19 protein-coding genes are annotated in these 26,718 nt (G+C 71.9%); 7 read left to right on the plus strand and 12 right to left on the minus strand.

Features of this window, described 5'->3' with window-relative positions; translation table 11 throughout:
• Window positions 1-154: 154 nt before the first annotated feature.
• The 3 genes from CRYAR_RS30280 to CRYAR_RS30290 all read right to left on the minus strand — a co-directional run bounded on the left by CRYAR_RS30280 (window position 155) and on the right by CRYAR_RS30290 (window position 3,372).
• Complete coding sequence (locus CRYAR_RS30280) at window positions 155-1,681, minus strand: MFS transporter (protein ID WP_035856721.1); 1,527 nt, start codon at window positions 1,679-1,681, stop codon at window positions 155-157.
• 111 nt (window positions 1,682-1,792) lie between these two features.
• A complete protein-coding gene (locus CRYAR_RS30285; protein WP_035856722.1) occupies window positions 1,793-2,506 on the minus strand; it encodes a TetR/AcrR family transcriptional regulator in 714 nt (237 codons plus the stop codon).
• Window positions 2,507-2,574: 68 nt separating this feature from the next.
• Window positions 2,575-3,372: an alpha/beta fold hydrolase gene (locus tag CRYAR_RS30290; protein ID WP_035856723.1), complete on the minus strand. Its 798-nt coding sequence runs from the start codon at window positions 3,370-3,372 to the stop codon at window positions 2,575-2,577.
• A 212-nt stretch (window positions 3,373-3,584) separates the two neighbouring features.
• Here CRYAR_RS30290 and CRYAR_RS30295 point away from each other — a divergent pair, with 212 nt between their 5' ends.
• Together CRYAR_RS30295 and CRYAR_RS49835 are read left to right on the plus strand one after the other, a co-directional pair.
• Entirely contained in the window at window positions 3,585-3,947 is a 363-nt protein-coding gene (locus tag CRYAR_RS30295; protein ID WP_035856724.1) for a YciI family protein, read from the plus strand.
• The gene (locus CRYAR_RS49835) at window positions 3,944-5,545 is read left to right on the plus strand and encodes an RNA polymerase sigma factor (RefSeq protein WP_245620529.1); all 1,602 of its coding nucleotides are present in this window, start codon (window positions 3,944-3,946) and stop codon (window positions 5,543-5,545) included. Before CRYAR_RS30295 ends, CRYAR_RS49835 begins: the two co-directional genes overlap by 4 nt.
• Window positions 5,546-5,580: 35 nt before the next feature.
• On the opposite strand, the gene CRYAR_RS43855 is transcribed toward CRYAR_RS49835, so the two are convergent.
• Window positions 5,581-6,174 (minus strand): hypothetical protein, encoded by a 594-nt coding sequence (locus CRYAR_RS43855; RefSeq protein WP_051571132.1) that lies wholly within the window; start codon window positions 6,172-6,174, stop codon window positions 5,581-5,583.
• Window positions 6,175-6,826: 652 nt separating this feature from the next.
• Between CRYAR_RS43855 and CRYAR_RS30320 the strand changes: the two genes are divergently transcribed.
• Together CRYAR_RS30320 and CRYAR_RS46140 are read left to right on the plus strand one after the other, a co-directional pair.
• Window positions 6,827-7,699, plus strand: coding sequence for a helix-turn-helix domain-containing protein (locus CRYAR_RS30320; protein WP_169745097.1), 873 nt, complete (start codon window positions 6,827-6,829; stop codon window positions 7,697-7,699).
• 169 nt (window positions 7,700-7,868) lie between these two features.
• Window positions 7,869-8,054: a DUF397 domain-containing protein gene (locus tag CRYAR_RS46140; protein WP_084701123.1), complete on the plus strand. Its 186-nt coding sequence runs from the start codon at window positions 7,869-7,871 to the stop codon at window positions 8,052-8,054.
• Between the two features lie 12 nt (window positions 8,055-8,066).
• Here CRYAR_RS46140 and CRYAR_RS50960 read toward each other — a convergent pair whose 3' ends face one another.
• A complete protein-coding gene (locus CRYAR_RS50960) occupies window positions 8,067-8,249 on the minus strand; it encodes a DUF397 domain-containing protein (RefSeq protein WP_084701125.1) in 183 nt (60 codons plus the stop codon).
• A 294-nt stretch (window positions 8,250-8,543) separates the two neighbouring features.
• Here CRYAR_RS50960 and CRYAR_RS30325 point away from each other — a divergent pair, with 294 nt between their 5' ends.
• Entirely contained in the window at window positions 8,544-10,094 is a 1,551-nt protein-coding gene (locus CRYAR_RS30325) for an amino acid permease (RefSeq protein WP_035856727.1), read from the plus strand.
• A 115-nt stretch (window positions 10,095-10,209) separates the two neighbouring features.
• Here the strand turns inward: CRYAR_RS30325 and CRYAR_RS30330 are convergent, their stop codons facing one another.
• The 4 genes from CRYAR_RS30330 to CRYAR_RS43865 form a co-directional block, all read right to left on the minus strand.
• Window positions 10,210-10,413, minus strand: coding sequence for an EF-hand domain-containing protein (locus CRYAR_RS30330; RefSeq protein ID WP_035868154.1), 204 nt, complete (start codon window positions 10,411-10,413; stop codon window positions 10,210-10,212).
• Window positions 10,414-10,427: 14 nt separating this feature from the next.
• Entirely contained in the window at window positions 10,428-11,633 is a 1,206-nt protein-coding gene (locus CRYAR_RS43860; protein ID WP_051571133.1) for a cellulase family glycosylhydrolase, read from the minus strand.
• Between the two features lie 147 nt (window positions 11,634-11,780).
• Window positions 11,781-12,254 carry a hypothetical protein gene (locus tag CRYAR_RS30340; RefSeq protein WP_035856728.1) on the minus strand — a complete coding sequence of 158 codons (474 nt, stop codon included), beginning with the start codon at window positions 12,252-12,254 and terminating at the stop codon, window positions 11,781-11,783.
• Between the two features lie 92 nt (window positions 12,255-12,346).
• Window positions 12,347-14,254 carry a cutinase family protein gene (locus CRYAR_RS43865; RefSeq protein WP_051571134.1) on the minus strand — a complete coding sequence of 636 codons (1,908 nt, stop codon included), beginning with the start codon at window positions 14,252-14,254 and terminating at the stop codon, window positions 12,347-12,349.
• A 494-nt stretch (window positions 14,255-14,748) separates the two neighbouring features.
• Here CRYAR_RS43865 and CRYAR_RS30350 point away from each other — a divergent pair, with 494 nt between their 5' ends.
• Window positions 14,749-15,687, plus strand: coding sequence for an exopolyphosphatase (locus tag CRYAR_RS30350; protein ID WP_035856729.1), 939 nt, complete (start codon window positions 14,749-14,751; stop codon window positions 15,685-15,687).
• On the opposite strand, the gene CRYAR_RS30355 is transcribed toward CRYAR_RS30350, so the two are convergent.
• Complete coding sequence (locus CRYAR_RS30355; protein WP_035856730.1) at window positions 15,684-16,796, minus strand: winged helix DNA-binding domain-containing protein; 1,113 nt, start codon at window positions 16,794-16,796, stop codon at window positions 15,684-15,686. The two genes, CRYAR_RS30350 and CRYAR_RS30355, sit on opposite strands and share 4 nt — an antisense overlap.
• Entirely contained in the window at window positions 16,793-18,607 is a 1,815-nt protein-coding gene (locus CRYAR_RS30360) for a substrate-binding domain-containing protein (protein ID WP_035856731.1), read from the minus strand. Before CRYAR_RS30360 ends, CRYAR_RS30355 begins: the two co-directional genes overlap by 4 nt.
• Before the next feature lie 154 nt (window positions 18,608-18,761).
• Between CRYAR_RS30360 and CRYAR_RS30365 the strand changes: the two genes are divergently transcribed.
• The gene (locus CRYAR_RS30365; protein WP_035856732.1) at window positions 18,762-24,500 is read left to right on the plus strand and encodes a diguanylate cyclase; all 5,739 of its coding nucleotides are present in this window, start codon (window positions 18,762-18,764) and stop codon (window positions 24,498-24,500) included.
• Here CRYAR_RS30365 and CRYAR_RS30370 read toward each other — a convergent pair.
• Window positions 24,488-26,695, minus strand: a complete 2,208-nt coding sequence (locus CRYAR_RS30370) for a molybdopterin-dependent oxidoreductase (protein ID WP_035868169.1) — start codon at window positions 26,693-26,695, stop codon at window positions 24,488-24,490. The two genes, CRYAR_RS30365 and CRYAR_RS30370, sit on opposite strands and share 13 nt — an antisense overlap.
• Window positions 26,696-26,718: the final 23 nt, after the last annotated feature.

Below are 26,718 nucleotides of genomic sequence, written 5' to 3' on the forward strand. Positions count from 1 at the left end.
ACCAACCGGGGTGGGCGCACCCATCCTCAGCGGAATTTCAGTCAGGGCGCCTACCGGGGCGGTTCGACTCCGGCGGTGACGCCGGCACCGGACGCGGAGCCCGGCACCGGACGCGGAGCCCAGCACCGGACGCGGAGCCCGGCACCGGTCGGGATCAATGCCCGCTGAGGCCGGCCTGTTCGCGCGCGAGGCGCTCGTCACCGCTGAGCGTCGCTAGCGGCTTCTCCTTGATGAACAGTACGGCGACCAGCGCCAACGCGGCGATCGGCGCGCCGACGAGGAACAGGTCGGCGGTGGCCTCGCCATAAACGTCCTGGATGACGCGGAGCACCGCGGGCGGCAGCGTGGATAGGTCGGGGACCTCGGCCGAGCCGTCTCCCCCGGCGGCCACCGGGCCGAGCTTCTCGGTGGACAGCGTCGTCACGCGGTTCGCGAGCACCGCACCGAGCGCACTGACGCCGATCGCGCCGCCGAGGCTGCGGAAGAACGTCAGCACCGACGTGGTGGTGCCCAGGTCACGGGCCGGAACGTCGTTCTGTGCCGCCAGCACCAGGTTCTGCATGAGCAGACCGACGCCGACGCCGAGGACGAACATGTAGAGCGAGAGCATGGGGACGCTCGTGTCGGCACCGATCGTGCCGAGCAGCCCCATGCCGATCACCATGATCACGCCGCCGGCGAGGAGGTAGACCTTCCACTTGCCGTACTTCGTGATCAGCGCGCCGGCGATCGTGGACGACCCGAGCAGGCCGAAGATCAGCGGCAGGCTCATCAGACCGGCGACCGTCGGCGACTTGCCCAGCGCCACCTGGAAGTACTGGCTCAGGAACACCGTGCCGCCGAACATCGCGACCCCGACGAGCGCGCTGGCGACCGTCGTCAGCGAGACCGTGCGGTTGCGGAAGACGCCGAGCGGGATGATCGGCTCGGCCACCCGCGCCTCGACCACCACGAACAGCACGAGCAGCACCACGGCCAGCGTGACTAGGCCGACCGTCCACGCGGAGGCCCACGCGAACTTGTCGCCGGCCAGCGTCGACCAGATCAGCAGCGTCGAGACGCCGGCCGTGATCAGCAGCGCGCCGAGCCAGTCGATCTTCACTTCCTTCTTGGCGACCGGCAGGTTGAGCGTGCGCTGCAGCAGCACGATCGCGATGAGCGTGAACGGCACGCCGATCAGGAAGCACCAGCGCCAACCCAGCCAGGACGTGTCGACGAGCAGACCGCCGATGAGCGGGCCGGCGATCGTACCGACGCCGAACACGGCGCCGAAGATCCCCGAGTACCGGCCCAGTTCGCGCGGCGGGATCATCGCGGCCATCACGATCAGCGCGAGCGCGGTGACCCCACCGGCGCCCATACCCTGGATGACGCGGCTGAGGATCAACACCTCGACGTTGGGCGTCAGCCCGGCCACCAGCGAACCGATCACGAACATCGTCAGCGAGAGCTGCATGAGCAGTTTCTTGCTGTAGAGGTCGGCGAGCTTGCCCCAGAGGGGGGTGGTCGCGGTCATCGCGAGCAGCTCGGTGGTGACGATCCAGGTGTAGACGGACTGGCTGCCGTTCAGGTCGGCGATGATGCGGGGCAGCGCGTTCGAGACGACCGTCGACGCGAGAATCGAGACGAACAGGCCCATCATCAGGCCGGACAGCGCCTGGAGGACCCCGCGCCGCGACATCTTCGCGGGCGGCTCGGCCGGTAACTCGGTACCGACGGCGTCAGTGGGCCCCGAAGGGCTGGTGGTGGTCACGCGTTTCTCTCTCGTGAGACAGGGGTGGGGCGGAGAGGGTCAGTGGTGGTGCGCCGGCGCGAAGCCGGTGGAGAGGGCACCGAAGGCCTCGTCGACCAGGGCGATGAGCGACTCGTCACCGGTGCCGAGGGCCCAGCGCATCATCGCGACGCGCAGCGCGCTGCCGGCGGTGACCGCGAGCAGCAGCGAATACCCCTCGGGGACCGGGCCGGCAGAGTGGGCCCGGTCGTCGGGGCGGGCCGGATCGTCGACGTGGGCCGGGCTGTCGGGGCGGGGCGGGCCGTCGGGGCGGGGCGGGCCGTCGGGGCGGGGAGTGTCGCCGGCGAGCCGCTCGGCGAGTGCTGCCGCGAGCGCGAGTTCGGCGGCCGAGCCGGACTCGACCAGCCGGGCGAGCATCGCCGGGTTCTTGCTGCACACCGTCATCCGCAGCTTCAGCCGATCGGCGTCGGACTCGAGCTCCACCGCCTCCTCGCGGTAGGCCGCCCAGATCACGTCCCACACCGGCCGGTCCGACGGGGCCCGGGTGACCGTCTCCCGGATGCGGTCGCTGCCGTCGAGCATCGTGCCGAAGACGGCGTCGTCCTTGGTGGCGAAGTAGTTGAAGAACGTGCGCGGCGAGACGTCAGCGGCCGCGCTGATCTCTTCCACGGTGACCTGGTCGAGCCCCCGCTCCGCGACGAGACGCAGCGCCGCGTCGGCCAGCGCCGCCCGCGTCTGCTGCTTCTTCCGCAGCCGGAGTCCTTCGTTGTGCACAGGCCCACCCTAGAGGCTGGTTGCAGTGCCTGCAAATCTTTATCCTCTGCATTGTTGCAGGGCATGCATCAGAAGAACGACCGGAGAACCGGAGCCAACACGGAGGGGTCGACGTCATGGGTCTGACCAGGCAGCGTCCGTCGCTGGGCGTCGAGCAGCACACCGGCGAGCGCGTCGGCCGCGCTCGCGGTCCAGGGTGGGCTCGCTCCCCCGTCGACCACGAGCACGGGCACCGTCACCGAGGCCCAGCGGTGCAGCGGCAGCGGCCCGCCCGTCACCACGTCCTCGAGCAGCGCCACGTCGTGGGCCAGCGTGTGCGCGACGCTCTCCATCGCCGCCCAGCCGGGCGTCCGCTGCATGCCCCGCACCGCCTCCAGCGGCACCCCCACGCCCTCCACCAGGAACAACTCGACCGCGCCGTCCCGCTGGTCGGTCATCACCAGGCGCTCCAGGCGGGGCTGCAGGTCCTCGGGGATCGGCTTGCGGCTCCCGTCGACGACGAACGGCGGTTCGTACACGGCGACGGCGTTCACCGCGGGCCGCCGGGCAGCGGCGTCGAGGGCGAGCGCCGCCCCCGACGACATCCCGTAGAGCGCCGCGGTGCCGCCCGCGTGCCCGATCAGCGCGGCGATGTCGTCGATCTCGCGCTCGGGGGTGTACGGCGTGGCGCCGGGGCCGCTGTCTCCGCGTCCCCGGCGGTCGTAGTGGTAGACGGTGAGGTCCGCGGCGACGAGCCGGGCGAGCTCGGCGGTACCCGGGTCGATCGCGCGGTGCTGGAACGCGCCTCCCACCAGGATCACCGCGGGGCCGCTTCCGTAGCGGTCGAACGCGATCGGGGTGCCGTCGGCGGAGAGAACGGTGTCCATGGTCAAGGGTTCCCTTCGGTTGTGGGGCGCGGTCCGAGCTTTCCAGGCAAATCGGTCACCACGGCGGCAGCGCCCGTGTGCGTGTCGGGGGTCGGGCCCGGCAAGATGGTCCTTCGCGACCGTGTGACCCAGGTCATGAGCCGGGCACGTCGAGAAGCCTCCGGCTGCTCCGACCCCTCGCGTCAGGCCCTCCCCAGAGTTCGGAGCGAACGATGAAGTACCTGCTGCTGATCCAGATGAACCCGGCCGTCTTCGAGGCGCTCTCCGAGGAGGAGAAGAACGCGGTCTTCGCCGGGCACGACGCGTTCTCGGCGGAACTGAAAGAAACCGGTGAGCTGCTGGGCTTCGTCGCGCTGGCCGATCCGTCCGCGTCCACCACCGTGCGGGTGCGCGAGGGCGCCGTGGACGCCACCGACGGCCCGTACGTCGAGGCGAAGGAGTTCCTGGCCGGCTACTACGCGGTCGATTGCGAAACGCCGGAGCGCGCGGTCGAGCTGGCCGCGAAGATTCCGGATGCGGCGTACAACGCGATCGAGATCCGGCCGGTGATGGCCGAGGCGGGGTTGGAGATGTGACCACCCCTCCCGGCCTCGAAGACCGGTTGCGTGCGTGCGCGCCCCAGGTGCTCGGCATCCTGGTGCGCCGCTACGGGCAGTTCGACACGTGCGAGGACGCGGTGCAGGAGGCGTTGCTGGCCGCGTTCCGGCAGTGGCCCACCGAGGGGGTACCCGAGAATCCACGCGCGTGGCTCGTCGCGGTGGCGTCCCGCCGGCTGACCGACACGTTCCGGAGCGAGTCGGCCCGGCAACGTCGGGAGCTCCGGGCCGTTCCGGAGGAGCAGCCGTCGGTCCCGGGCACCGACGACACGCTGACGCTGTTCTTCCTGTGCTGCCATCCGTCGCTCTCGCCGACGACGCAGGCCGCGCTGACCCTCCGCGCCGTCGGCGGTCTGACCACCGCCGAGATCGCCGCTGCCTTCCTCGTGCCGGAAGCGACGATGGCGCAGCGGATCTCCCGGGCGAAGGCCCGCCTTCGCGGAGCGGAGTTCGCGTTGCCGCCGCCGGAGTCCCGGGCCCAGCGGCTGTCGGTCGTGCTGCGGGTGCTGTACCTCATTTTCAACGAGGGCTACGTGGCGACGGCGGGTCCGGCCCTCCACCGCGCCGACCTCACCGCCGAAGCGATCCGCCTGACCCGCGCGGTCCGAGCCTCGATGCCGCCCAGCCGGGCCGCGAGCCTCGCGAACCGAGCCGACACCGGCCGTCCACCCGCCCCCACGGAGACCGGCAAGACCGGCAAACCAGGCGACCCGGCCGAAGGGATCGGCGACCCGGCCGGAGGGCTTCACGACCCAGCCGGCGGTCGCGGCGACCCAGCCGGCGGTCGCGGCGACCCAGCCGGTGGTCGCGGCGGCCCAGCCGGTGGTCGCGGCGGCCCAGCCGGTGGGTCCCATGGCACGGCCGATGGGCGCGAAGGCGCGGCAGCCGAGCTCGAAGGTGGGGCCGGGCAGCGTGGCGGCACGGACCGGCGGCTCGGCGGGGCGGCCGGGGAGGTCGACGGCGATGACAGCGGAGCCGGCGGCGCGGCCCGAGGGGTCGCCGCTCCGAGCAATGGCCTCGGCGGCGTGGCCGGGGAGGTGGCGGGGCTGCTCGCGTTGATGTTGCTGACCGAGGCGCGGCGGCCGGCGCGCCTCGGCGTCGACGGGGAGCTCGTACCGCTCGCCGACCAGGACCGCCTGTCCTGGGACGGCGCCCTGATCGCCGAGGGCGTCGCGCTGCTGACCGAAACCCTCCCGGTCGCACCGCTGGGCCCCTACCAGCTGCAGGCGGCGATCGCCGCGGTGCACGCGGAGGCGCCGTCCGCGGACGAGACCGACTGGCCGCAGATCGTCGCGCTGTACACGCTGCTCGAACGGTTCGAACCGGGCCCGATGGTGACGCTCAACCGGGCGGTGGCCGTGGCCCAGGTGCACGGCCCCGAAGCCGGCCTGCACCTCCTGGAGACGCTGCGGCCACAGTTGGATCGTCACCACCGTTGGCACGCCGTGCGAGCCCACCTGCTGGAGCTCGCCGGCGACCCGTCCGGCGCGAGGGAGTCCTACCGCGAGGCCGCCCGCCGCACCCTCAGCCGTCCCGAACAGCGCTACCTGAACACCCGCGCCTCCCGCCTGACGTGATCGAAGGCCGGCGCGAGCCTCCGACCACCCGGCGATCATCCGTGCTGCATGTCGTCACCCGCGTCCGACCACGGCGCGACCTCCGCGCCCGGCGGGAAGCTGACCGGACGGCGCACGACGTGCACCGTGACCAGCTGACGATGGCGCGCGTTGGCCGTCACCGTGATGTGCCGCGCCCAGCACGCCGATCGCAGGATCGCTGCCGCCGCCTCGACGTGACGCTCACACACCCCGGCTGGGCACCAGAGCATGACCGCTTCGCCGTACGGCATCGGGCGGGTCCACAGCAGCGCCGGTAATCGACCGCTGCGGTTGTGCACCCACGCCTGCGCGAGCCCGGTGCGCACCCGGTGCGCCGTGACCACGCACAGAACGGGCGCCGACACGGCTCGCCGTAACGGTGGGATCGCCGCCACCAATACGCCGACGACCGCCGCACCCAGCAGCATCAGCACGCCCGCGCCGGTGCGATAGCCGTACCACCCGCATATCGAAATCCCGAGAAACAGCAGCACCTCGTACCGCCACCGCCAGAGCACCGTGGTGGGCAGCGGACGCCGGACCCGGTCCGGCAGCGGACTGTACTGCGGAGGCTCGCCGGGCGGCGGCACCTGGAACGACGTGCTCACCGTCCACCCCCGACGCCGGAACCGACCGGCCGCCGCACGTGCACTCGCACACGCAGGCGCTCGGCCTCGTCGGGCGGCGGCACCAGCGCCCGAGCGCGCCGGGCGATCCGCGGGTCCCGATAGCGCCGGCCGAGCCCTCCGTGAGTGCGCCGGATTTCCCATCCCGCGGCCCGCGCGGCGAGATCCTGGCGACGGAACAACCAGTCACCGATGACGACCATTCTGTTGTGGAGTCGACCTAGTACTCGGCCGACTCCACGGGTACCGTTGGACACGGCGAACCCCTTTCATTGGCTGGGAAGCCTGGAATGGACGAGCGCCGTGGGCTGGGCCGATGCTGCAACATCGGCTCAGTCACTTTTCTGCGCTCGCCGGAGAAGCCAGAGGCACGGACCACGACGTCATTCCGCGCCGATCGAGGGTAGACGTACCTATCACCCCCCTGCCGCGAACCGGAGCGACGTCTCAGCTCCCCCGCCCGCTCGGGGAAGTGGACTACAGTCGGTCGATTCGCCCACCCTCATGGTGAACTCACGAGTAGCCATTGGCAAGTGCCGCGGCAATTGACATGGCAATTGCAACTCCCGGGCGGCAAGAGCACGATAGGGTCGTGCAGCGTGCAACAACGGCTGACACAGTCCCGGAGAAGGCCATGAGTGCCGAGCCACCGGGCGGCGCGCCCGCGCTCCGGCGGCTGGAAGTAGCCGCCGCCTTGCGCCAGCACCGCAAGGCCGCCCGAATGACCACCGCCGAGGTCACCCGACACCTGGGCTTCAGCTACTCGAAGCTCAGCCGCCTCGAGACCGGCGATCGGCGAATCCGCCCCGAAGATCTCGAGCGTCTCTGCGACCTCTACGGCATCGACGTCGAGGAACGCCACCGCCTGGCCACGCTCGTCGACGAGAGTCACCAGACGAGTCAGTGGCAGAACTTCGACACGTTCCAGAGCGACGAAGCCGATTTCATGGAGCTCGAGCAGGCGGCGTACCGCATCGACGACTACAAGTCCTCCGCGGTCACCACGCTGCTTCAGACCCGCGCGTACTCACGGGCGTACTACGGGCAGCTGAACCCGCATCTCCCAGCCGACATTCTCGATGCACGCGTCGCGACGCGCGACGTCCGGCGGAGCGCCATGTTCGCGCGGAGTCCACTCCCGACACTCAACTTCATTCTCGACGAGGCGGCCGTCCGCCGCCTCGTCGGAGGCCCGGCGACGATGGCGGAACAGGTCGACCACCTGGTGCGACTGGCCGGCCACGAGCAGATCTCGATTCAGGTGTTGCCATTTGCTTACGGTGCGCACATCGGAATGGACAGCCTGTTCGCGATCCTGTCATTCCGTGAGGCGATTCGGGATCGTGTCTATGTGGACGGCCTCGCGCCGCAGCAGTACTTCACCGAGGCCAAAGAACTCGAACGGTATCGCGCCGCATTCGATCAGCTCAGCCGGCACGCACTCGACCGATTCGCGAGTCGCGAGTTCCTGAAGGCGATCCGGAACGACATCGACACCCCGGAGTGAGACCCGCCCCTACCCACGCGCCCGGGTGCTGATGTGACAGGATGCGCGGGGCGTGACCTACGAGACAGCTCTGCCAGAAGTTTTGGTGTGCGTAAACCGGGGTAAATGCCCCAAAGGTACGCAAACTAGGGCTGCGGAGACAGACACGGTGACAAGCGTCGACACGACCATGGCCGGATGGCGCGCTGCCGCAGGGTGCGCACAGGGAAATTGTGTCGAGGTAGCCCCGCTATCGGGCGTTGTCGGCCTTCGCGACGGCAAAAACCCCACCGGACCGGTTCTCGCCTATCCCCCGCTCGCCTGGAGCGCATTCATCACCGCCGCGAAGACCGGCGCTTTTGACATTCCGCGATAAAACGCAGCCGATTCAGGCTTCAGCGGCCTTGATCTCACGCACGAATGCCGCCCAGGCCTCCGGCGAGGCACTGAGTACCCGACCATTGCTGTCGCGGACATGCACCACGTCGCGCGCGCTTCGAACTTCGACGCAGTTCCCCTGGGAACACCGGCGCGCGGTTCGCCACCCTGCACTCAAGTAGTTGGTCGGCACAAAGGCCCCCGATCGACGTCATGCGCCGCGTCTCCACGCGCCTCACTGAGCCCGGATCAGCGAACGGCTTGCCGACTCTGAACAATCAGTGGAACAGGTACGCGCCGCACCACGCAAGTGGGTACGTGTCGGCTGTATCACCATGTTCTGCCGCCCCTACGGAATCCTGCTCGCAGCCGACGTCCCACAAGTGCTTCCGTACGCTCAAGTGACCCGCTATAACGCATTGAGCGGCGCGTCCGGTTCCGGCACGCCACTGAACCCTCGCAGTCCCCCGCTGTATGAGGAGGCGTTATGGCCGTCGCTGACGAGCACTCCGACGAAGCGAGACTCGCGGAACTGGGCTACAAACAAGAACTTCGCCGGACCTGGTCCGGATTCTCCAACTTCGCGATCAGCTTCTCGATCATCTCGATCCTGGCCGGCTGTTTCACCACCTTCGCCCAGGCGTGGAACAACGGTGGGCCGATCGCGATCTCGCTCGGATGGCCGCTGATCAGCGTCTTCATTCTCATCATCGGGCTCTGTCTGGCCGAGATGGGCTCCGCGTACCCCACCGCGGGCGGGATCTACTGGTGGGCGGCGCGGCTCGGTGGGCCGGCGGCCGGCTTCTACACCGGCTGGTTGAACCTCGTCGGCCTGATCGCGGTGACGGCGAGCGTCGTCTACGCCTGCGCGGGGTTCTGGAACATCACGTTGACGCTGTTCTGGCCGGGCTGGGCGGACTCGTTCGGCGGGGACGCGCTGAACCAGCAGTTCTTCTGGTTCGCGATCCTCATGGTGCTGGTCTGCGTGCTGAACATCTTCAGCTCGCACCTGCTGGCGCTGATCAACAACGTCAGCGCCGGGTGGCACGTGGTCGGGGCCGCCGTGATCATCGTCGTGTTGCTCGTCGCGTCCAAGGGCCATCAGGACGCGAGCTTCATCTTCACCGAGCGCATCAACAACTCCGGCTTCGGCGACCAGTCCTTCTGGTTCTACGTGCTGCCGCTGGGCTTCCTGCTCACGCAGTACACGATCACCGGCTTCGACGCGTCCGCGCACATGTCGGAGGAGACCCAGGCGGCGTCACGCACCGTCGCCCGGGGCATCTGGACCAGCATTTTCTACTCCGCGATGGGCGGCTGGCTGCTGCTGCTCGCGTTCCTGTGGGCCGCGAAGGACGTCGGCTTCATCAACTCGCCCGACAACGGCTACGGCGTCGGCAGCGTGATCGCGATCTTCTCCTCGGCGTTGTCGCCGGCTCTGTTCAAGCTGGTCATGGTCATCGCGACGATCGGGCAGGTGTTCTGCGGCATCGCGGCGATGACGAGCCTGTCACGGATGGGCTACGCGTTCAGCCGCGACGGCGCGGTGCCCGGTCGCACGATCTGGAGCAAGGTGTCGCCGAAGACCGGGGTGCCGGTCAACGCGGTGCTCGGCGGCGCGGCGGCCGGCGTGCTCATCACGCTTCCCGCGCTCTACAAGAGCCCGGCCGGCATCCCGGTCGCGTTCTACGCGGTGGTGAGCGTGGCGGTCATCGGGCTGTACCTGGCGTTCCTCATCCCGATCTACTACCGGCTGCGCGCGGGCCAGAAGTTCCAACCCGGACCGTGGAGCCTCGGCAACAAGTACCGCTGGATGAACGTCGTCGCCGCGGTGGAGATCGTCGTCATCAGCATCTACTTCTGCCTGCCGATCGTGCCCGGCGGAGTGCCGTTCAGCGACGGCTTCAGCTGGTTCGACGTCAACTACGCGCCGATCGTGACCGGTGCGGTGCTGCTGGCGATCACGGTCTGGTGGTTCACGTCCGCGAAGACGTGGTTCACCGGTCCACGCCGGACGATCGACGAAACACCGATGTAGCCGAACGGGCCGGGGAGTCCCTTGACGTCCCCGGCCCATGGCTTCCGTTGTCGCTCTGTATCGAGGATGCCTCGATCACTCGTTGTCCTCGATCAGCTACCGGACGCAGCCAATGTCATCGCGCCGACATGTACGCGGTGAACTCCTCCAGCGAGATCTTGCCGTCGCCGTCGGCGTCGACCCGCGCCACCGCGGCCGCCGCGTCCTCCTCGGTGATCGGGTCGCCGAGAACTCCGGTCACCTGGACCAGCTCGGCGGCGGAGATCAGACCGTCGTTGTCCAGGTCGATCAGGCTGAATGTCGTTGAATAGTCAGTCACGACGCACACCCTAATCAACGCGAGGGCGTGGATTCCCGCATCGACTTGAGCATCTTCAGCTGCTCGTGCACGGTGCCGTCGGCCTCGAGCAGGCGGTAGCCGTACTGGTGGGCCGAGATGCCGCTGGCCGGCCGGTAGGCGGTGTAGACGGTACCGACCTGGACCTGCGGGTACTGCGCGGCGGCGAGCTTGAACGAGCGGACCATGTAGTCGCCGGCGATGTGGTCGTTGGCCACACCGAACAGCCAGGTCTGCTTGATTCCGGTGTTCGGGTGCACGGAGGTGCCGAACTCGGTCCACCAGATCGGCTTGGTGCCGTCGCCGTGGGCCTTCATCGCCGCGATCACCGCGGGCATGTTCGTGATGCGCGACTTGCCGGTGATGTCGGTCGACTCCGGAGCCTTGGTCTGGTTGCCCTGGTAGGGGTGCACGGCCATGATGTCGAAGGCGCCCTTGGCCCCGGCGGCGTACGCGGCCTTGATGAACACGTCGTCGGTCTGCGCGGTGCCGCCGAAGATCACCGGCACGGCCTTGTTACCGGCCTTGATGCCGGCGTACGACGCCTTGAGCACGGCGACGAACCGCTTGACGCGGGCGTCGGCGTCGGCGATACCGGTGAACTCGACCAGGTTGGGCTCGTTCCAGACCTCGATGCCGGCGATGCGCGCGCCGTACGTCTTGGCCATGAACGTCATCCAGGGCTTGATCGCGTTCGGGTCGGTCGGCAGCTGCATGAGGTTGCTGCCGGTGCCCGGACGCGCCCACTCCGGCGACTGGTGCAGGGTCAGGAAGACCTTCATGCCCTTCGCGCGGATGCGGTCGATCGCGATGTTCAGACGCTTGTTGTGCCAGGAGCTCGCGGTCGGCGCGGCCTTGGTCGGCTGGCTCGCCGACCAACCCATGTCGACGCGGACGATCTGCACCTTGTTGGCGGCCAGCGCGTTGAGGTGCTTGTCGAACATCGCGTTCGGGGTCTGCCCGTTCCAGTACATCTCCCACATCGCGTGCATCTGCACGCCCAGCTGCGGAACCTTGGTGGCCGTTGCGGCCGGCTTGGCCTCGGCGGCCACGACGGCCAGGGTCTTCTTCTTTTTCTTCGCCGAAGCGTCGGCGGTGGGCTTGGTGGTCATCGCCGTGGTGGCCGCCTGCGCGGTGCCGCCGATGGCGCCTCCCACCAGGCCACCCACGGCCATGACGGCGGCTACCAGCTTCAGCTTCATCCTCGCCCCTCAATTCATCCTTGACTGCCTCTCGATAGACAAGTTCGGCAGGTTCGGTTGCGAAGAGAGAAGCTCGACGGGAGTAGGACGGTTGCCGGTCCGGTGGACAGGCCCGGCGGGAGCGAATCGGGTGCGGGAGCGGTGCGGCTACCGCGATTCGACGGTCAGCGTGACGTCATAGCTTTCGCCCTGCTGGACGGTGAGCGTCAACCGCATGCCGTCGCCGGACGCCTCGGCCGTGCACAGCGGGAACGCTCCGGTCCGGTCACCGGTCGGTCGGCAGTCCCCGTCGACGCCGGGGCTCTCCCAACCGGCGGACTCGATCGAGCGCCGTAGCTCGCCGGGGGTCGGCGGGCGCTCCGCCTGCCAGCGCCGGACCGAGATCGGGCAGCCCGTGTCGAGGCAGCCCGCCCCCGCGCGGTCCTCGATCTCGACCTGCCACCAGCCGGCCAGCGGCCGGAAACGGTTCGCCGCGCTGACGACGTCCGACTCGCCACCGCCGCCGAGCGTGAACACCGCGCCGCCGACCCCGACGGCCACCACGGCCATCGACGTCGCCGCGGCGAGCATCCACGAGCGGTAACGCGGTTCCACGTCGATCGCGTGCCGGGCCTGGCTCATGCTGTCTCCTGCTCCCCCGTACCCGCGTCACCTGTATAGCAACGCCTCTTCAATGAGTTACGTAGCGAACGCGCTGGGTGTTCATTCCGGTCTTAGAAACCGCGTGAGCGGCGGTGTCGGCCGCCCCGACGGGGCCGCACGCCGAGCGTCAGGAGCGTGCCCGCGGTGGCCAGCAGCAGCGCCGCGGCTGTCGCGACCAGGCCGGACTCGAGCTCCGGGTCCGCGTCGGCTGCCCGCGGAGCCGCTACCGCCCGGTTCGGGCGTCCCCCGGCCGCCCGCTGCCCCGTTGGTACCGCCGTGAACCGCGAGGACCCGGCTCCGCGCGGTACGGCCACCGCCGGTGCGCTGCCGCCGAACTCGTTCACCGCCTCGACGGTCAGCGCGGTGCTGCGATCGGGGAGACCGGGCAGGTCGGCCTGCCGCGCCGAGCCCGGGACGTGGGCGAGCAGCCGTCCGGTGGCGTCGTGGACCCGCCACGCGTCGACGCGGCCGGTGGTGGCGCCGGGCGTCCACCGCACGATCGCGCCGTCGGGCCCGTAGGCGGCGCGGACGGTCACGGCCGACGGCCCGGACGGGAGCCTGCGACCCAGCCCGACCCGGTCGACGTGCACCGCCGCGCTCGTGAGCAGCTGCGCCCCGTCGGCGGCCTCGACGCCGACCCGGACCCGCCCGGTGAACGGCTCCGGATAGCGGTGCTCCACGACCGGCCGGCGCGTGGCGCGGTCGACGGCCCCGTCGCCGTCGAAGTCCCAGCGGTACGTGGCGCCCGGCACGCCCGCGACCGCGAACGTGACCGCGCTCCCGGGGCGCGTCCAGTACTCGTCGAGCAGCAGCGTGGAGGCCGTTGCGCCGCGGGGCGGCTTCGGCGTCGGCGTGGCCCGCGTCGGCGGTCCGGTTTCCGTCGGCGCCTCCGGCGCTATCGACGCCACGGAGCCGGACGCGGCGGGACGGTCGCCACCGGCCGCCGGCGTACCCGCACCGGACGCGGTGGGACCGTCGCCGTCGGCCGCCGGCGTACCCCCGCCGGACGCGGTGGGGGGTTGGGGCGTCGGGGGCGGCTCCGCCGACGGCGCTGGGTCGCCCGGCGCCGTCGGCGCGTCAGCGGCCCGGTCCACGGCCACGTCGATGCCCCGGCCGCGATCGCCGAGCAGGCCGCGCACCGCCTCCGCCGCCTCGCGCGCCGCCTGGTCCACCGCCCGCCCCGGCCCGGCGTACCGACCGTGCGTCGAGCGCAGGAAGTCGGCGAGGTTGCTGTTGCAGATCGGATCGTCCCGGTCGCACCACGAACCGGTCCGGTTCGCCAGGTCCGCGGGAACGTACGGTGTGCGCGCGTCGAGGATGCCGTTGTCGGTGTAACAGCTGGCCGTGCCCCGGCGCCACGGCGAGAGCGACGTGCCGCGGCAGCCCACCGGGAAGATTCCCCGCCCCTCCGGGAGCGACAGCTTCGGGTCGCCGAAGAGGCCGACGAACGCCACCCGGTCGCGCAGCTCGCGGCCCATTCCGGCCACCGTGTCGCCGACGACCTGGGCACCCTGCGAGTAACCACCGAGCACCAGCCGCTCGGTGGGGCAGGTCCGCACCCGCTGGGCCAGGTAGGCCCGCAGCTCGGTCACGCCCGCGGCCACGCTCGCCCGGTAGCGGTGGCCCTCGTTCCCGGTCCAGAACGCGCCGGCGTCCAGCAGGTTCGCGAACGCGTCGCTACTGTCCACGCCGACGCCGACCGCCGGATACCGCGCCCCGCCGTAGGCCGCGGAGCCCAGCTCGTAGGCGGTGGCCCGGACGGCGTCACCGAGGCGCTCGGAGAGCGCACGAAGGAACACCGCGCTCTCCCGCTGCGCGAGGTGCTGGCCCGAGCCCCGGGCGAACACGACCGCGACCTCGCCGCAGCCGGGGTTACCGGCGATCGCCGGCGCGGGGCCGCCGGTCAGCACGACCGCGGCGAGCAGGGCGACGACCGCGAGCGCCCGGAGGCGCCACGTGTGAGGGGAGAGCGCAGACACGACCTACCTGGTTCGCCGAGGGGTGGCTAACGGAACAGGTGGGCCGGCTGGCCAGGGAATTACCCAGCCGACCCGCGGCAGCTTATGGCGCCTCGAGCGGCCAATACCCCCGCATCCCTTCCCCTGTTCGGCGCGGAAAATCGCGTCGCACGATCGATTCGTACCGGCCCGGACGGAGGATGGGCGGACGCCAGCAGGCCCGTTAGCTGGGGATATATCCGGCCGGACAGCGACGAACGTCGCTTGTGTCCATCAGCTATCCGTAACTCAGCGCAATTTCCGGCACATCATTCCCGGGCCCCCGCCAGTCCCAGAAGAATCACTGATCTCACGTATTTGAATTGCCGGGAATTGCAAATACACCCGCGCTCTCCGCCTCCCCGGGTGGGGCTCCGGCCGGACCACCCGGCGACCGCGCCGGGAGAAACGTTCAAGCCTCCCGCCCCGCTGCCGATCTGGTCGAAGATAGGAACTGGCGTTCCCGAGGGGCTCTCATGTCGTACCGCCTGGTGACCCGTAGCGACTTCGACGGCCTGGTGTGCGCGGTGCTGCTGCGCCAGCTCGACCTCGTCGACGAGATCACGTTCGTGCACCCGAAAGACGTCCAGGACGGGACGTTCGAGGTCAGTGACCGCGACATCCTCACCAACCTGCCGTACGCACCGGGCGCCCACCTGGTCTTCGACCACCACCACTCGGAGACGCTCCGCAACAGCGGTGACGCCGAGAACCACATCATCGACCCCGACGCGCCGTCGGCGGCGCGGGTCGTCTACGACCACTACGGCGCCAGTGAGCGGTTCCCGATGGTCTCGGCCGAGATCATGGACGCGGTCGACCGCGCCGACTCCGCGCAGTACGACATCAAGGAGGTGCTCGACCCGACCGGCTGGACGCTGCTCAACTTCCTGATGGACAGCCGCACCGGGCTGGGCCGGTTCCGCCAGTTCCGGATCTCGAACTACCAGCTGATGATGAAGCTCATCGACGCCTGCATCGAGCACCAGGACGTCGAGGACATCCTCGACCTGCCCGACGTCGCCGAGCGCGCCGATCTCTTCAACGCCCACCACAAGTTCTTCGTCGATCAGCTCAACCGCGTCGGCACGATGCACGGCGACGTCGTCGTGCTCGACCTGCGCGACGAGGAGACGATCTACGCCGGCAACCGGTTCCTGGTGTACGCCCTCTACCCGCAGGCCCGGGTCTCGATCCACGTCATGTGGGGACGCCAGAAGCAGAACACCGTGCTCGCGGCGGGCAAGTCGATCCTCGACCGCACGTCGCCGGTGGACATCGGTTCGGTGATGCTCAAGTACGGCGGCGGCGGGCACGTCGCCGCCGGTACCTGCCAGGTGCCGCACGAGGACGCCGAGCGGGTGCTCGCCGAGGTGATCGACGCGATCAGCGCGCCGCGCACGGTGTCGGTCTAGGGCGCCGCACCCACGACGTACTCCCGGCGGGACGCATCGGCCGCCGCGAACGCCGTCAACTCACGGCCCTCGGCCTCGATCGCCTCCGCATCCGACGCCGACCAGGGCGCCAGCGGCCGCACGGTCAGCGTGATGCCGCCGCGCTCGCGGGTGAGCACCCAGACGCCGCGGACCTCACCGTCGATCAGGATCGTGCCCGGCAGCTGACCGTTCTTCGTGAACGTGCGCTCCCGGGCCGCCGCCGTCTCCGGCGTCTGGAAGCGGGTGCGCCGCGCGTAGGACAGGTGCAGGTTGTCGAAGTCGTAGAGGAACCGCACCGGCGCCGGGGTGTCCTCGCCGGGCCGGGGCGCGTCCGGCACGTCGAACATTTCCACCCCCTCGTCGTCGGTGTGGACGACGAGACCGGGCCGGAGCCGCTCGAAGACCTCACGCAGCCGGGTGAGCCCCGACCAGACCTGCGCGTCCTTCACCCCGGCCGGGCCGAACGCCGCGAGGTACCGCAGCACCAGTGCGTCGGGGCTCGCGGCCGGCACCGGCGTCTCGAGCCACGCCTCGGCGGTGGTGTGCGCGATCGGGCCGCTGATGGGCCCCGACCCGCCCCAGCTCCCGCGCGGCGGCACCTGGATCAGCGTGAGGTAGCCGCGCACCGCGTACGACAGCGCGTGCGGGTCGTGGTCCGGCCAGCGTTCGGCGAGGTGCTTCTCCAGCGCCGCGAACGTCAGCGGCTGCTCCTCGAGCAGCGTGCGGCCGAGCGCGGTGAGCTCGTCCAGGTCGACGCCCTCAAGTTTCCGCCGGTACTGGGTGAGCGACGCCCGGACGATCATCGGTTGCAGCAGCGGACGCCAGGCCAGGCAGTCCCGCGCCGACACCAGGTGAATGGTGGAGCGCTGCAGCGCCAGCCGGACGACGCGCCGCTCGGTGAGCGCGGCCGAGACCTCGAGGGCCGAGAGCCCGGCGACGCGGGCCCAGAGCCCGTAGTACCAGGAGTGCGGTGTCTGCGCCTGCAGCCCCGCGACGCGTTCGACGGCGGCGTCGACCGGGAGTTCGGCCCGTTCGAGCAGGAGCTGCCGGGCGAGCGTGGCCCGGTTGAGCGCGCGCCGCGAGATCACTGCGGCGCCAGCGTCGACAGGAAGATGCGGTCGATGTCGCTCCCGCTGTCGGCCCGATAGGCCTTGCCGCCGACCGCGGCGGTGATGACGCGCAACTCGTTGAGGTCGGCGTCGCTGCCGAAACCGATCGCGATGACCTGCACCGGACGGTCGGGCTTCATGACCTGGCGCAGCCGCTGCACGAGCTGCGGGCGGGTCAGGCCGCCGTTCTTCTCGTTCCGGCCGTCGGTGAGGATCACCAGCAGGTTGAGCCGGCCGGGCTGCCAGTTCTTCTGCACGTACTGGTAGGCGGCGAGCGTCGTGTCGAACAGACCGGTGGCGCCCTTCGGGGTCAGGTCGCGGCGGATCGCGGTCTCCAGCGCCGCGCGGCGGGGCGTCTTGTCCGGCAGCGCGCCGTTGATCGGCCCGATCGGCACCAGCTGCCGGTAGTCCTTGGCCCCGTCCTGCTTGGTCGAGAACCGCCACAGGCCCACGCCCGACTCCGGGCTGAACAGCGCGATGGCCCGCAGACAGGCTTCCTGCACGACCCGGATCCGGGTCGTCCTGCCGTCCGGAGCCGGGTCGGTCATCGAACCGGACGTGTCGACCGCGGCCAGCACGTTCGACTTGCGCTGCAGCGCCGACCAGAACACGACGGTCTTGGTCATCGCCTCGTCGCTGGGCAGGCCGCGTGCGTCGTCGGAGACCGGGCCGCCCATCCCCAGCACCGGCTGCAGATCCCGGGAGTAACGGGTGGTCCGCTCCGGGTCGCGGAAGCCGGCCCGCCCGTAGGCCCGGCGCCCGGCGTCGCTCCGGAGCACCTCCAGGAAGCTGGCCGCGATCTTCTGGCGGACCGGGTCGACCCACGACGCGGCGAGCGTCACGTACGGGTAGTCGGCGAAGACCGTTCCCTCGGTCGGCTGGACCGCGGCCAGCGGCACCGCCGGGTCGGCCCGGTCGTACGCGGCGACCTGCTGCTCGGTGGCCGGGAAGAGGCCGGCCTCGGCGAGCAGCGTTCCCGGGTCGGTCGTCGCGCGCAGCCGGGCCAGGAACGCCGCCGACGTCGGCTGGTCGAGGGTGTTGGCCCGCGAGAGCATCAGCGCGTTGTGCAGCTCCTCTTCGCTGACCTGCCCGTTCATGTCGGCGTCGACGACCGAGAGCAGGGTGCCGAGCGCGGCCGTCGACTGGCGCGGGTCACCGACGCCGAGGCGCAGCGCCCCCCACTCCGGACGGCCGAAGTCGCTCCAGGTCGCCCCGTTGATGCGCTGCAACCCCAGTTTCGTCCAGGAGATCGGCTGCCTCGGCCAGCCGAGCGCGCTGGCCATCGGCCGCGGAGCGGCGAGAACGACCGGCGAGGACGCCACGCTCGGACGGTTGTAGGCGAACAGGCGGCTCATCCCGGGCCGGGCGGCGGCGCTGGTGATCCACGTCGAGGAGTCGGGCATCCAGACGTCGACCCGGTTCCCCACGGCCACGCCGTTCTGGCTGGGTGTCAGCGCCTGGCCGACCGCCGCGGACTCCTGGCCGCGAACCAGGATCTCCCCGCAGTGCCCGTCGAAGTTGTGGTCCTCGCGCTGCCAGGCGGAGGCCAGCCCACGTACGACGTCCTGCTGATCGGGCGAGGTCACGACCGAGAGCACCACCGGATCGCCGGTGCACTCGCCGGAGCGGCGCACGTAGGCGAACGTGAGCGCGCCGAAGACGAGGACGAGCACGATCGCCGCGGCCAGCCACGGACGTGCCCACCAGCGGCGGCCGCCCGGACGGGACGCCGCCGTGACGGACGCCTGTTGGCGGAGAACCACCGCGCTGCGGTGCCGACCACGCGCCATGAGCGGGAAGGTACCCGATCCGCTCGCATCCGGACCAGAGGCGGACAGCTACCGAATCCCAATAGAAACAGGGGCAACTTCCTCGTCTGTAACTCCACGATCGCGACCGAGTCGGTACGCTCCGAGCGCCAACAGCGAGCTATCGGGAGCGCGGGTGTCGCTCGACCGCCACGACGACGCGGGCGTCCTTCTGGGGTTGGACCGCCTGCGTGCGATCGCTGCGACGCCGGACGAGGCGGACGCACCGACCCTCACCGTGCCCCGGGAACCGGTGCCGGCGCCCCGGCCCTCGCTCGAGGCGCCCACCGGTGGCGTCCCGATCGTGGAGATCCGCGAACCCGACACGCGCGCGGCCGCCGCCGCGAAGGCCACCCAGGCCTCGGCCGGCTACGAGATCCTCGGGGAACTCGGCCGTGGGAGCCGCACGGTCGCCTACCGGGTCCGCCGGGGAGACGGCGTCTACGCGATGAAGATCGCCCGCGAGCGCCCACCCGCGGCCGCCGACCCGGACGCGGACGCGAACGACGCGGGCGAGCGGGCGTTCCGGCGCGAGGCCGCGCTGCTCGCCTGCATCGCGCATCCCGGTCTCGCACGGGTGCACGAGGTCGGCACCGCCGACGGGCGTCCCTACCTGGTCATGGACCTGGTCGAGGGCGACCGGCTGCCGCAGGTGCTCGCCGACGGCCCGCTCGACGTCGGCACGCTGCTGGCGATCGGTGTCGACGTCGCCGACGCGCTGGCCGCCGCCCACCGCGCCGGGCTGGTGCACCGTGACATCAAGCCGGAGAACATCCTGGTCCGCAACGGCGTCGGGCACGTCGCGCCGCAGGCCCGCCTGATCGACTTCGGCATGGCCTCGCGGCTGGGCGCGCCACCGGACGGCACGGTCGCGGGCACGATGCTCTACTGCGCTCCCGAGCAGTCCGGCATGCTGCACCGGCCGGTCGACGGCCGAGCCGACCTCTACGCGCTGGGCGCCGTCCTGTTCGAGTGCGCCACCGGCGCCCCGCCGTTCGCGTCCGACGACGTCGGCGCGCTGCTGCGGATGCACGCGACGGTGCCGCCGCCGGATCCGCTGGTGACGCGCCGCGACCTGCCGTCGGCGCTCGGCGCGGTGATCCTCCGGCTGCTGGCCAAGGACCCCGACGACCGGTACCAGAGCGGCGCGGGCCTGGTCGCCGACCTGCGGCGGATCGCGTCCGGGGCGGACCGGTTCACGCTCGGCACCGACGACCAGCCGGTCGTGGTGAAGTCGGAGAGCCCGCTGGTCGGCCGCGACGCCGAGCTCGGCGCGCTGGCCGCCCGCTGGCAACGCGTCCGCGACGCCGCGACCGGCGGCAGCCGCACCCCGAACCACGACCTCCGCAGCCCCACCGCGGACCACGATTTCCGGCTCCACGCCGCGGACCAGCGGCAACGACTCCGGGACACCGCGGCGGGCAGCCCGCAGGCGGGCGGGGCCGTGCTGGTCACCGGCCCGCCGGGCAGCGGCAAGAGCCGGATCACGGCCGAGCTCACCGGCGCGGTCACCGCGAACCGCGGGCTGGTGCTCTCCGGCAAGTGCGACCCGGACGCCTCGCTCCCGCTCGCCCCGTTACGGGCCGCGCTCGACGACTACGTCGCCACCGTGCGCGCGCTGCCCCCGGCCCGTCGGGTCGCCGCCGCCGTCGACCTCACCGCGGCCGCGGGCCCGGCCGCCGCGCTGCTGCACGGCCTGTCCCCCGCGCTCGGGACGCTCCTCGACGCCGCTCCCCCGCTCGCCGACGAACGGGACCAGCCGCTCTCCGGAGCGGTGGCCGGGTTCCTGGCCGCGCTGGCGCGCTCGGCCGGCGGTCTGGTCCTGCACCTGGACGACCTGCACTGGATGGACGACGCGACCGGCCGGGTGCTGCGCCGGCTGGCCGACGAACTGCCGGACGCCCCCGTCCTCGTGCTGGCCACCTGCCGCGACGACCCCGGCCACGCCGCCGAGCTGGCCACCGTGCGCAACGCGCTCGGGCCCGCGCTGGACCTCACGGTCCGGCTCGAACCGCTGGCCCCGGCGGCCATCGCCGAGCTCGTCTTCGGCATGACCAGCGGCATCCGGATCGACTCCCCCACCGCGACCGCGCTGGCCGCACGGAGCGACGGCAACCCGTTCACGCTGCTGCAGTTCCTCACCGCGATCGTCGACGCCGGGCTGGCCCGCCCGTCCTGGGGAACCTGGCAGATCGACCCCGACCTGCTGCACGACGTCGAGCTGCCGCTGGACGCCGTCGAGCTCGTCCTCGACCGGCTGCGCGGGCTGGACGAGGAGAGCCGGCAGCTGCTGGGCATCGCGGCGGCGCTCGGCCCGCACTTCGATCCGGGTCTGGTCGCCGAGGTCGGGCGCATCGCCCGCCGTCGCGCGATCGAGGTCGCCAGCGCGGCGGCCTGGCGGCACCTGCTGGAACGCCGCGACGGCGACAACTTCCAGTTCCTGCACGACCGCATCCGCGAGGCCCTGCTGGCCCAGTTCGACCCGGCGGCGCTGCGCGGCGTCCACGCCCGGATCGCCGATGTGCTCGCCGGTCAGGACCAGTCCGTGCCGGCCACCGTCTACGCCCGGGCGCGGCACCGTCAGCTCGCCGACGACGGCTCGCCCGACGTCGACCTCTTCGAAGCCTGTGCCGTGGCGGGCCGGCTGGCCCTCACCGAACACGCACCGGACGAGGCGGTGGGTTTTCTCGAAGCGGCCGCGTCGGCCGCGGCGCGCGCCGGTCTCATCCCCGACGCCGCGTTCCTCCTGACGCTCGGCCGCGCCCAGCACCGCACCGGTCGCTTCCGGGAGGCGCTGGGGACGCTCGAGATCGCGCAGCGACGTGCCGCCGACCCGCTCGAGCGGGCCCGGGTGCTCGCGCTGGCCGCGCAGGTCCACGACAGCACGTGGGCCACCGATCGGCAGGTGAGCGCGGTCGACGAGGCGCTCGCGGTACTCGACCACCCGCTGCCGGAGAACCCGTTCGTGCTGGTGGCGTCGGCCGTCGGTACGGCGCTGCTGGGTTGCCTGATGAGCGTGGTGCGGATCGGGTACGGCGGCGCGCGCGGCCGGCAACGCGAGCTGTACGGGTTGCTGACCGAGCTCTACGACATCGGGGCGCTGGCGTACGCCCGGCAGCTGCGTCCGACGGTCGCGCTCGCGTTCACGCTGCGCGGAGTGTTCCTCACCGCGCGGATCGGCCGGGGCCAGGAGAGCGCCCGGATGAGCGTCGCCGCCGCGCACCTGGCGTTCGTGGCCGGGCTGCGCCCGGTCGGGCGGTGGCTGACCCGGCGCGCGCACCGCACCGCCGCGTGGGTCGGTGACCCGCAGCTGATCGCGTTCGTCGATTGGCTGGAGGCGCTCGACCGCCACTTCTTCGGCCTCGACCAGGGCGAGCGGATCCGCGAGGTGCTGGCCGGGCGGGCCCGGTGGCTCGACGCCGGTCGCCGCATCGACCTGCTGTCGGTGCTGTGCTGGGACACGCTGCTGCGCGGCGACGTCACCGGCGCCGAGGACGTGTTCGCCCGGCGGCAGGCGCTCGTCGAGGCCAGCGACGGGGCCGGTGCGCTGAGCACCACCGTGCACGCGTGTCACGTCGGGTTGCTGGCGTTGCAGGGGCGCCCCGCCGAGGCCGCGGCCCAGCTCGAACGGGTCCGCGCCGGCGGTACCGGCACCCGGTGGGAACGCGTCGACGTCAGCTACGCGGCGATGCTCGCCGAGGTGGAGCAGGGCGACTGCGGTCCCGCGTTCGACCGGGCCGCCGCCGACCTCGCCGACACCGGGGTGCCGTGGTGGTGCCTGATCCCGATCCAGCGCGGGCTGTTCGTCTACCAGGCCTACGGGCGGGTCGAGCAGCTGCGGGCGGCGCCCGACCCGGAGCGCCTCGCGCGCGCCCGGGCCGCCGTCCGGGTGCTCCGGCTGGTGGCCAACACCGCGCTGCTGCGCGCGCACTACCGGGTCGTGCGGGCGGCGCTGCTGCTCGCCGAGGGACGCGCCGACGGGGCGCTGCGCGCGCTCAACGCGGCCGAGCCGGCGATCCGCGCGGTCGACGCGCCGCTGGTGGCGTTCGAGGCGGCCCGGCTGCGGGCCCGGGCGTTGCGGTGGCAGGGCGTCGACGGGGAGAGCGAGCGGCAGGCCCGCTACGCGCTCACGCTCGCCGCGGGGCAGCGCTGGCCGCACCGGGCCCGGCAGGTCGCGGCCGAGTTCGACCTCGAGGACACCGGCCGGCTGAGCCTCACCCAGGCGCGGTCGAGCGAGGGCGTCGCGGTCAGCCTGTACCGGCAGCGGCTCGACGCGATCCAGCAGGTCGGGCTGGCCGCGTCGCGGGTGCTGCACCCGTCGCAGGTGGCGGCGATCGCGCTGGACGAGACGATCCGCATCCTCGGTGCCGAACGCGCGTTCCTGTTCCTGGTCGACGACGCCGGGCAGCTGCGCCCGCACGGTGGACGCGACGCCGCCGGAACCGACCTCGGCACGCTCACCGGCTACAGCGCGACGCTCGTCGAGCGGGCCTGGCAGACGCGGACCGCGCTCGTGGTCACCGGAACCGAGGAGGGCGCCGCGCTGGGCGCGGAGAGCGTCGTCCTGCACGGGCTGCGCAGCATCATGGTCGCGCCGATCCTGCTCGAACCCCGGCTGCTCGGCGTCGTGTACCTCGACAGCCGGGTCGCGAAAGGCATCTTCACCGCCGACGACGTCGGGGTGCTGAGCGCGATCACCACCCACGTCGCGGTCGCGCTGGAGACCGCGCGGGCCGCGCAGCTGGAGGTCGCGGTCTCGGCCGCGCACCGCCAGCGCGATCTGGCCGAGACGCTGCGCGACGCGCTCGCCGCGATCACCGGCATCCTGGAGCCGACGCCGGAGCAGGTGCTGCGCCGGTTGCTGACCGTCGTGTTCGGAGTCGTCGGCGGCGACAGCGCCTGGCTGGTGCAGCCCACCGCCGCGCCGCCACTGATCTGGGTGCGCGCCGCGACGCGGACCGGACGCCACCACCGCACCGACGACCTGGCCGCGGTGTTCGCCGCCGTGGCCGACGCCGACGAGCCGGGCGCCGACGACTCGGGGCTCGGGGTGCCGACCGGTTCGCACCCGGTGGCGATGGACGCCGACGGGCGGCTCGCCCGGCTGCTCGCGGCCGACGAGCCGGTGATCAGCCGGGTGGACGCGCCCCGCCTGGTCACCGACGCGCTGCCGGACGCACGCTGCTGGCTGGCGCTGCCGTTGGTCGCCCGGGGTGAACACCTGGGCGTGCTGCTGTTCGCGACCGGCGCGGAGAACGACTACGACGACGGCGTGGCCGAGATCGCCGGTGCGCTGGTGGGCCAGGGCATGGTGGCCTACGAGAACGCGCGGCTGTTCGCCGAGGTACGGCGGCTCGCGACGATCGACGGACTGACCGGGGTGGCCAACCGGCGGCACTTCTTCGAGCTGGCCGTGCAGGACGTCGAGGTCAGCCGCCGGGACGGTGCGGCGAGCTGGCCGGTCGCGGCGATGATGATCGACATCGACCACTTCAAGCGGGTCAACGACGAGCACGGACACCAGGTCGGCGACGAGGTGATCCAGGTCGTGGCGGCCCGGCTACGCAAGAACGGCCGTGGGCTCGGGCTGCTCGGGCGGTACGGCGGCGAGGAGTTCGTGCTGACGCTGCGCGCCGGAGCGGTGGAGGCCGCGCGGGTGGCCGACGAACTGCGTGCCGCGGTGGCCGACGAGCCGGTGCCCACCAGCGCCGGGCCGGTTCCGGTGACGATCAGCCTCGGGGTCACCTATCTGCGCGACGGCGACCTGGAGGGCGATCCCAGCGCGGACGCGCTGGTCAGCACACTGCTCCGGCGGGCGGACCGGTGCCTCTACCTGGCCAAGCACGCGGGCCGCAACCGCGTTCACGTGGGGTAGCCCACCTCCACGGTGAAGCCGTTGAGCACGGCGGTTCCGCTCAGGGCGTCCAGGTGCGTCGGGTCGGTGAGCGCGTTCGCGTTGACCCCCTCGGTCTGCGCGGCGACCCGCAGCCTCGTGCCCGGCAGGCCGTGACCGAAGCCGTGGGGCAGGCTGACCACACCGGGCATGATCGACGCGCTCGGCTCCAGCACCGTGGTCACCGCGCCGACCCGGGAGCTCACCCGCACCGGCTGACCGGGTTCGAGGCCGAGCCGGGCGGCGTCGTCGGGATTCATCTGCAGGGTGCACCGGTTGGACCCCCCGGCCAGCCCGCTGACGTTGTGCGACCAGCTGTTGTTCGTCCGCAGGTTGCGGCGGCCGACCAGCACGAACCCGTCGCGCCGGGCGTCGAGGCCGGACCGCAGCCGCGCCACGTCGGCGACGATCGGCGCCGGCGCGAGCTCCACCCGGCCCGACGCGGTGGCCAGCACGGCGTCCAGGGCCGGCTCCAGCGGGCCCAGGTCGAGGCCGTGCGGGGCGTCCAGCAGGGCCCGCAGTGACAACCCACCGGGGCGGGCGCCGAACGCGTCGCCGAACGAGCCGAGGCGCAGCATCAGGTCGAGACGACGTTCGGTGCCGTCGGCACCGGTGAGCTCGGCGGCCAGCGCGACCGGATCACGACCGTGCACCGGGGACGAGGGGTCCGCGACCGCGCGGGCCAGCGCTCCGCCGATCAGGCCCTCGTCGAGCTGGGCCGGGTCGGCGTCGGCACCCTGGCCGGCGGCGATCAGCGCGAGCCGGGCGAGGATCTCCGACTCGTTCGGACGGTCGGCGGCGCGCTCGAGGACGGGTGGGGAGTACCGGGCGACCCGCCGCACCGCGAAGCCGAGCAGCGCGACGTCGTAGTGGCCGGACTCGAGGATGCGCGCGGGCGGGAGGACGACGTCCGCGTGGCGCGTGGTCGCGTTCAGGTACGGGTCGACGCTGACCAGGAAGTCGAGCGTCGCGATCGCCCGGTCGAGCCCCGGACCGTCGGGGGTGGACAGCACCGGGTTGCCGGCCACCGTGACCAGCGCGCGGACCTGGCCCTCGCCGGGCGTGCGGATCTCGTCGGCCAGCGTGGCCACCGGGAGCTCGCCGATCACCTCCGGCAGGTGCCGGACCCGGCTGTGCCAGCGACCGGTGCGGAACGGCTTGCGCCACCGGGTGCGCCCGTGCGGCGGCATCCCGAACATGCCTCCGCCCGGCCGGTCGAGGTTGCCGGTCAACGCGGTGACGACGTCGACGAGCCAGCTCGTCAGGGTGCCGAACTCGGCCGTGGACGTGCCGACGCGGCCGTAGACGACCGCGGTGGACGCCGCGGCGAGCTCGCGGGCGAGCGTCGCGATCTCCTCGGCCCGGACGCCGCACACCCCGGCGACCGCGGCCGGCGGGAACTCCTTCGCGAGCGCGCGGAGCTCGTCGACGCCGGCGAACCGGTCGTCGGCAGTGGTCAGCTCCTCGTCGAAGAGCGTGTGCACGATGCCGAGCAGGAGGTAGGGATCGGTGCCGGGCCGGATGAACAGGTGCCGGTCGGCGAGGGCCGCGGTGCGGGTGCGGCGGGGGTCGACGACGACGAGCCGGCCGCCGCGTGCCTTCAGTGCCTTGAGCCGGCCGGGGAAATCAGGCGCGGTGCAGAGGCTGCCGTTGGATTCCAGCGGGTTCGCGCCGAGCATCAGCAGGTAGTCGGTACGGTCGAGATCGGGCACCGGGATCGCGGTGGGGTCACCGAACATCAGCCCGGCCGAGACGTGCTTGGGCAGCTGGTCGACGCTGGCGGCGGTGTAGACGTTCGTCGTTCCCAGCGCCTTGCGCAGCGCCGGGAGGTAGAGCTGACCGCCGAGCGTGTGCGCGCTGGGGTTGCCGACGTAGAGCGCCACGGCGTCGCGCCCGTACGCGGACGCGACCCGGCCGAGCCCCTCCTCGACGGCCGCGAACGCCTCGGCCCAGGTGGCGGGCTCCAGCACGCCGCCGCGCCGGACGAGCGGCCCGGTGAGGCGATCGGGGTCCTGGTCGAGCTCGCCGAGCGTCGCGCCCTTCGGACAGAGGAAGCCGCGGCTGAACACGTCGTCCCGATCGCCCCGGACGCGGACGACGTCCCGGCCCTCGAGCGTGATCTCGAGGCCGCAGACGGCTTCGCAGAGCGGGCAGGTGCGGTACGCCGTGCGGGTCAAGTCGACCACCTCCGGACCACAGT

The organism is Cryptosporangium arvum DSM 44712 (assembly GCF_000585375.1).
Lineage (GTDB): Bacteria > Actinomycetota > Actinomycetes > Mycobacteriales > Cryptosporangiaceae > Cryptosporangium > Cryptosporangium arvum.

Coding starts and splice junctions, on each gene's coding strand:
- CRYAR_RS30290 (WP_035856723.1), bottom strand. CDS start 3,372: ATGGACACCGTTCTCTCCGCCGACGGCACCCCGATCGCGTTCGACCGC.
- CRYAR_RS30325 (WP_035856727.1), top strand. CDS start 8,544: ATGGCCGTCGCTGACGAGCACTCCGACGAAGCGAGACTCGCGGAACTG.
- CRYAR_RS30340 (WP_035856728.1), bottom strand. CDS start 12,254: ATGAGCCAGGCCCGGCACGCGATCGACGTGGAACCGCGTTACCGCTCG.
- CRYAR_RS30320 (WP_169745097.1), top strand. CDS start 6,827: ATGAGTGCCGAGCCACCGGGCGGCGCGCCCGCGCTCCGGCGGCTGGAA.
- CRYAR_RS30295 (WP_035856724.1), top strand. CDS start 3,585: ATGAAGTACCTGCTGCTGATCCAGATGAACCCGGCCGTCTTCGAGGCG.
- CRYAR_RS30360 (WP_035856731.1), bottom strand. CDS start 18,607: ATGGCGCGTGGTCGGCACCGCAGCGCGGTGGTTCTCCGCCAACAGGCG.
- CRYAR_RS30350 (WP_035856729.1), top strand. CDS start 14,749: ATGTCGTACCGCCTGGTGACCCGTAGCGACTTCGACGGCCTGGTGTGC.
- CRYAR_RS46140 (WP_084701123.1), top strand. CDS start 7,869: ATGGCCGGATGGCGCGCTGCCGCAGGGTGCGCACAGGGAAATTGTGTC.
- CRYAR_RS43860 (WP_051571133.1), bottom strand. CDS start 11,633: ATGAAGCTGAAGCTGGTAGCCGCCGTCATGGCCGTGGGTGGCCTGGTG.
- CRYAR_RS30280 (WP_035856721.1), bottom strand. CDS start 1,681: ATGTCGCGGCGCGGGGTCCTCCAGGCGCTGTCCGGCCTGATGATGGGC.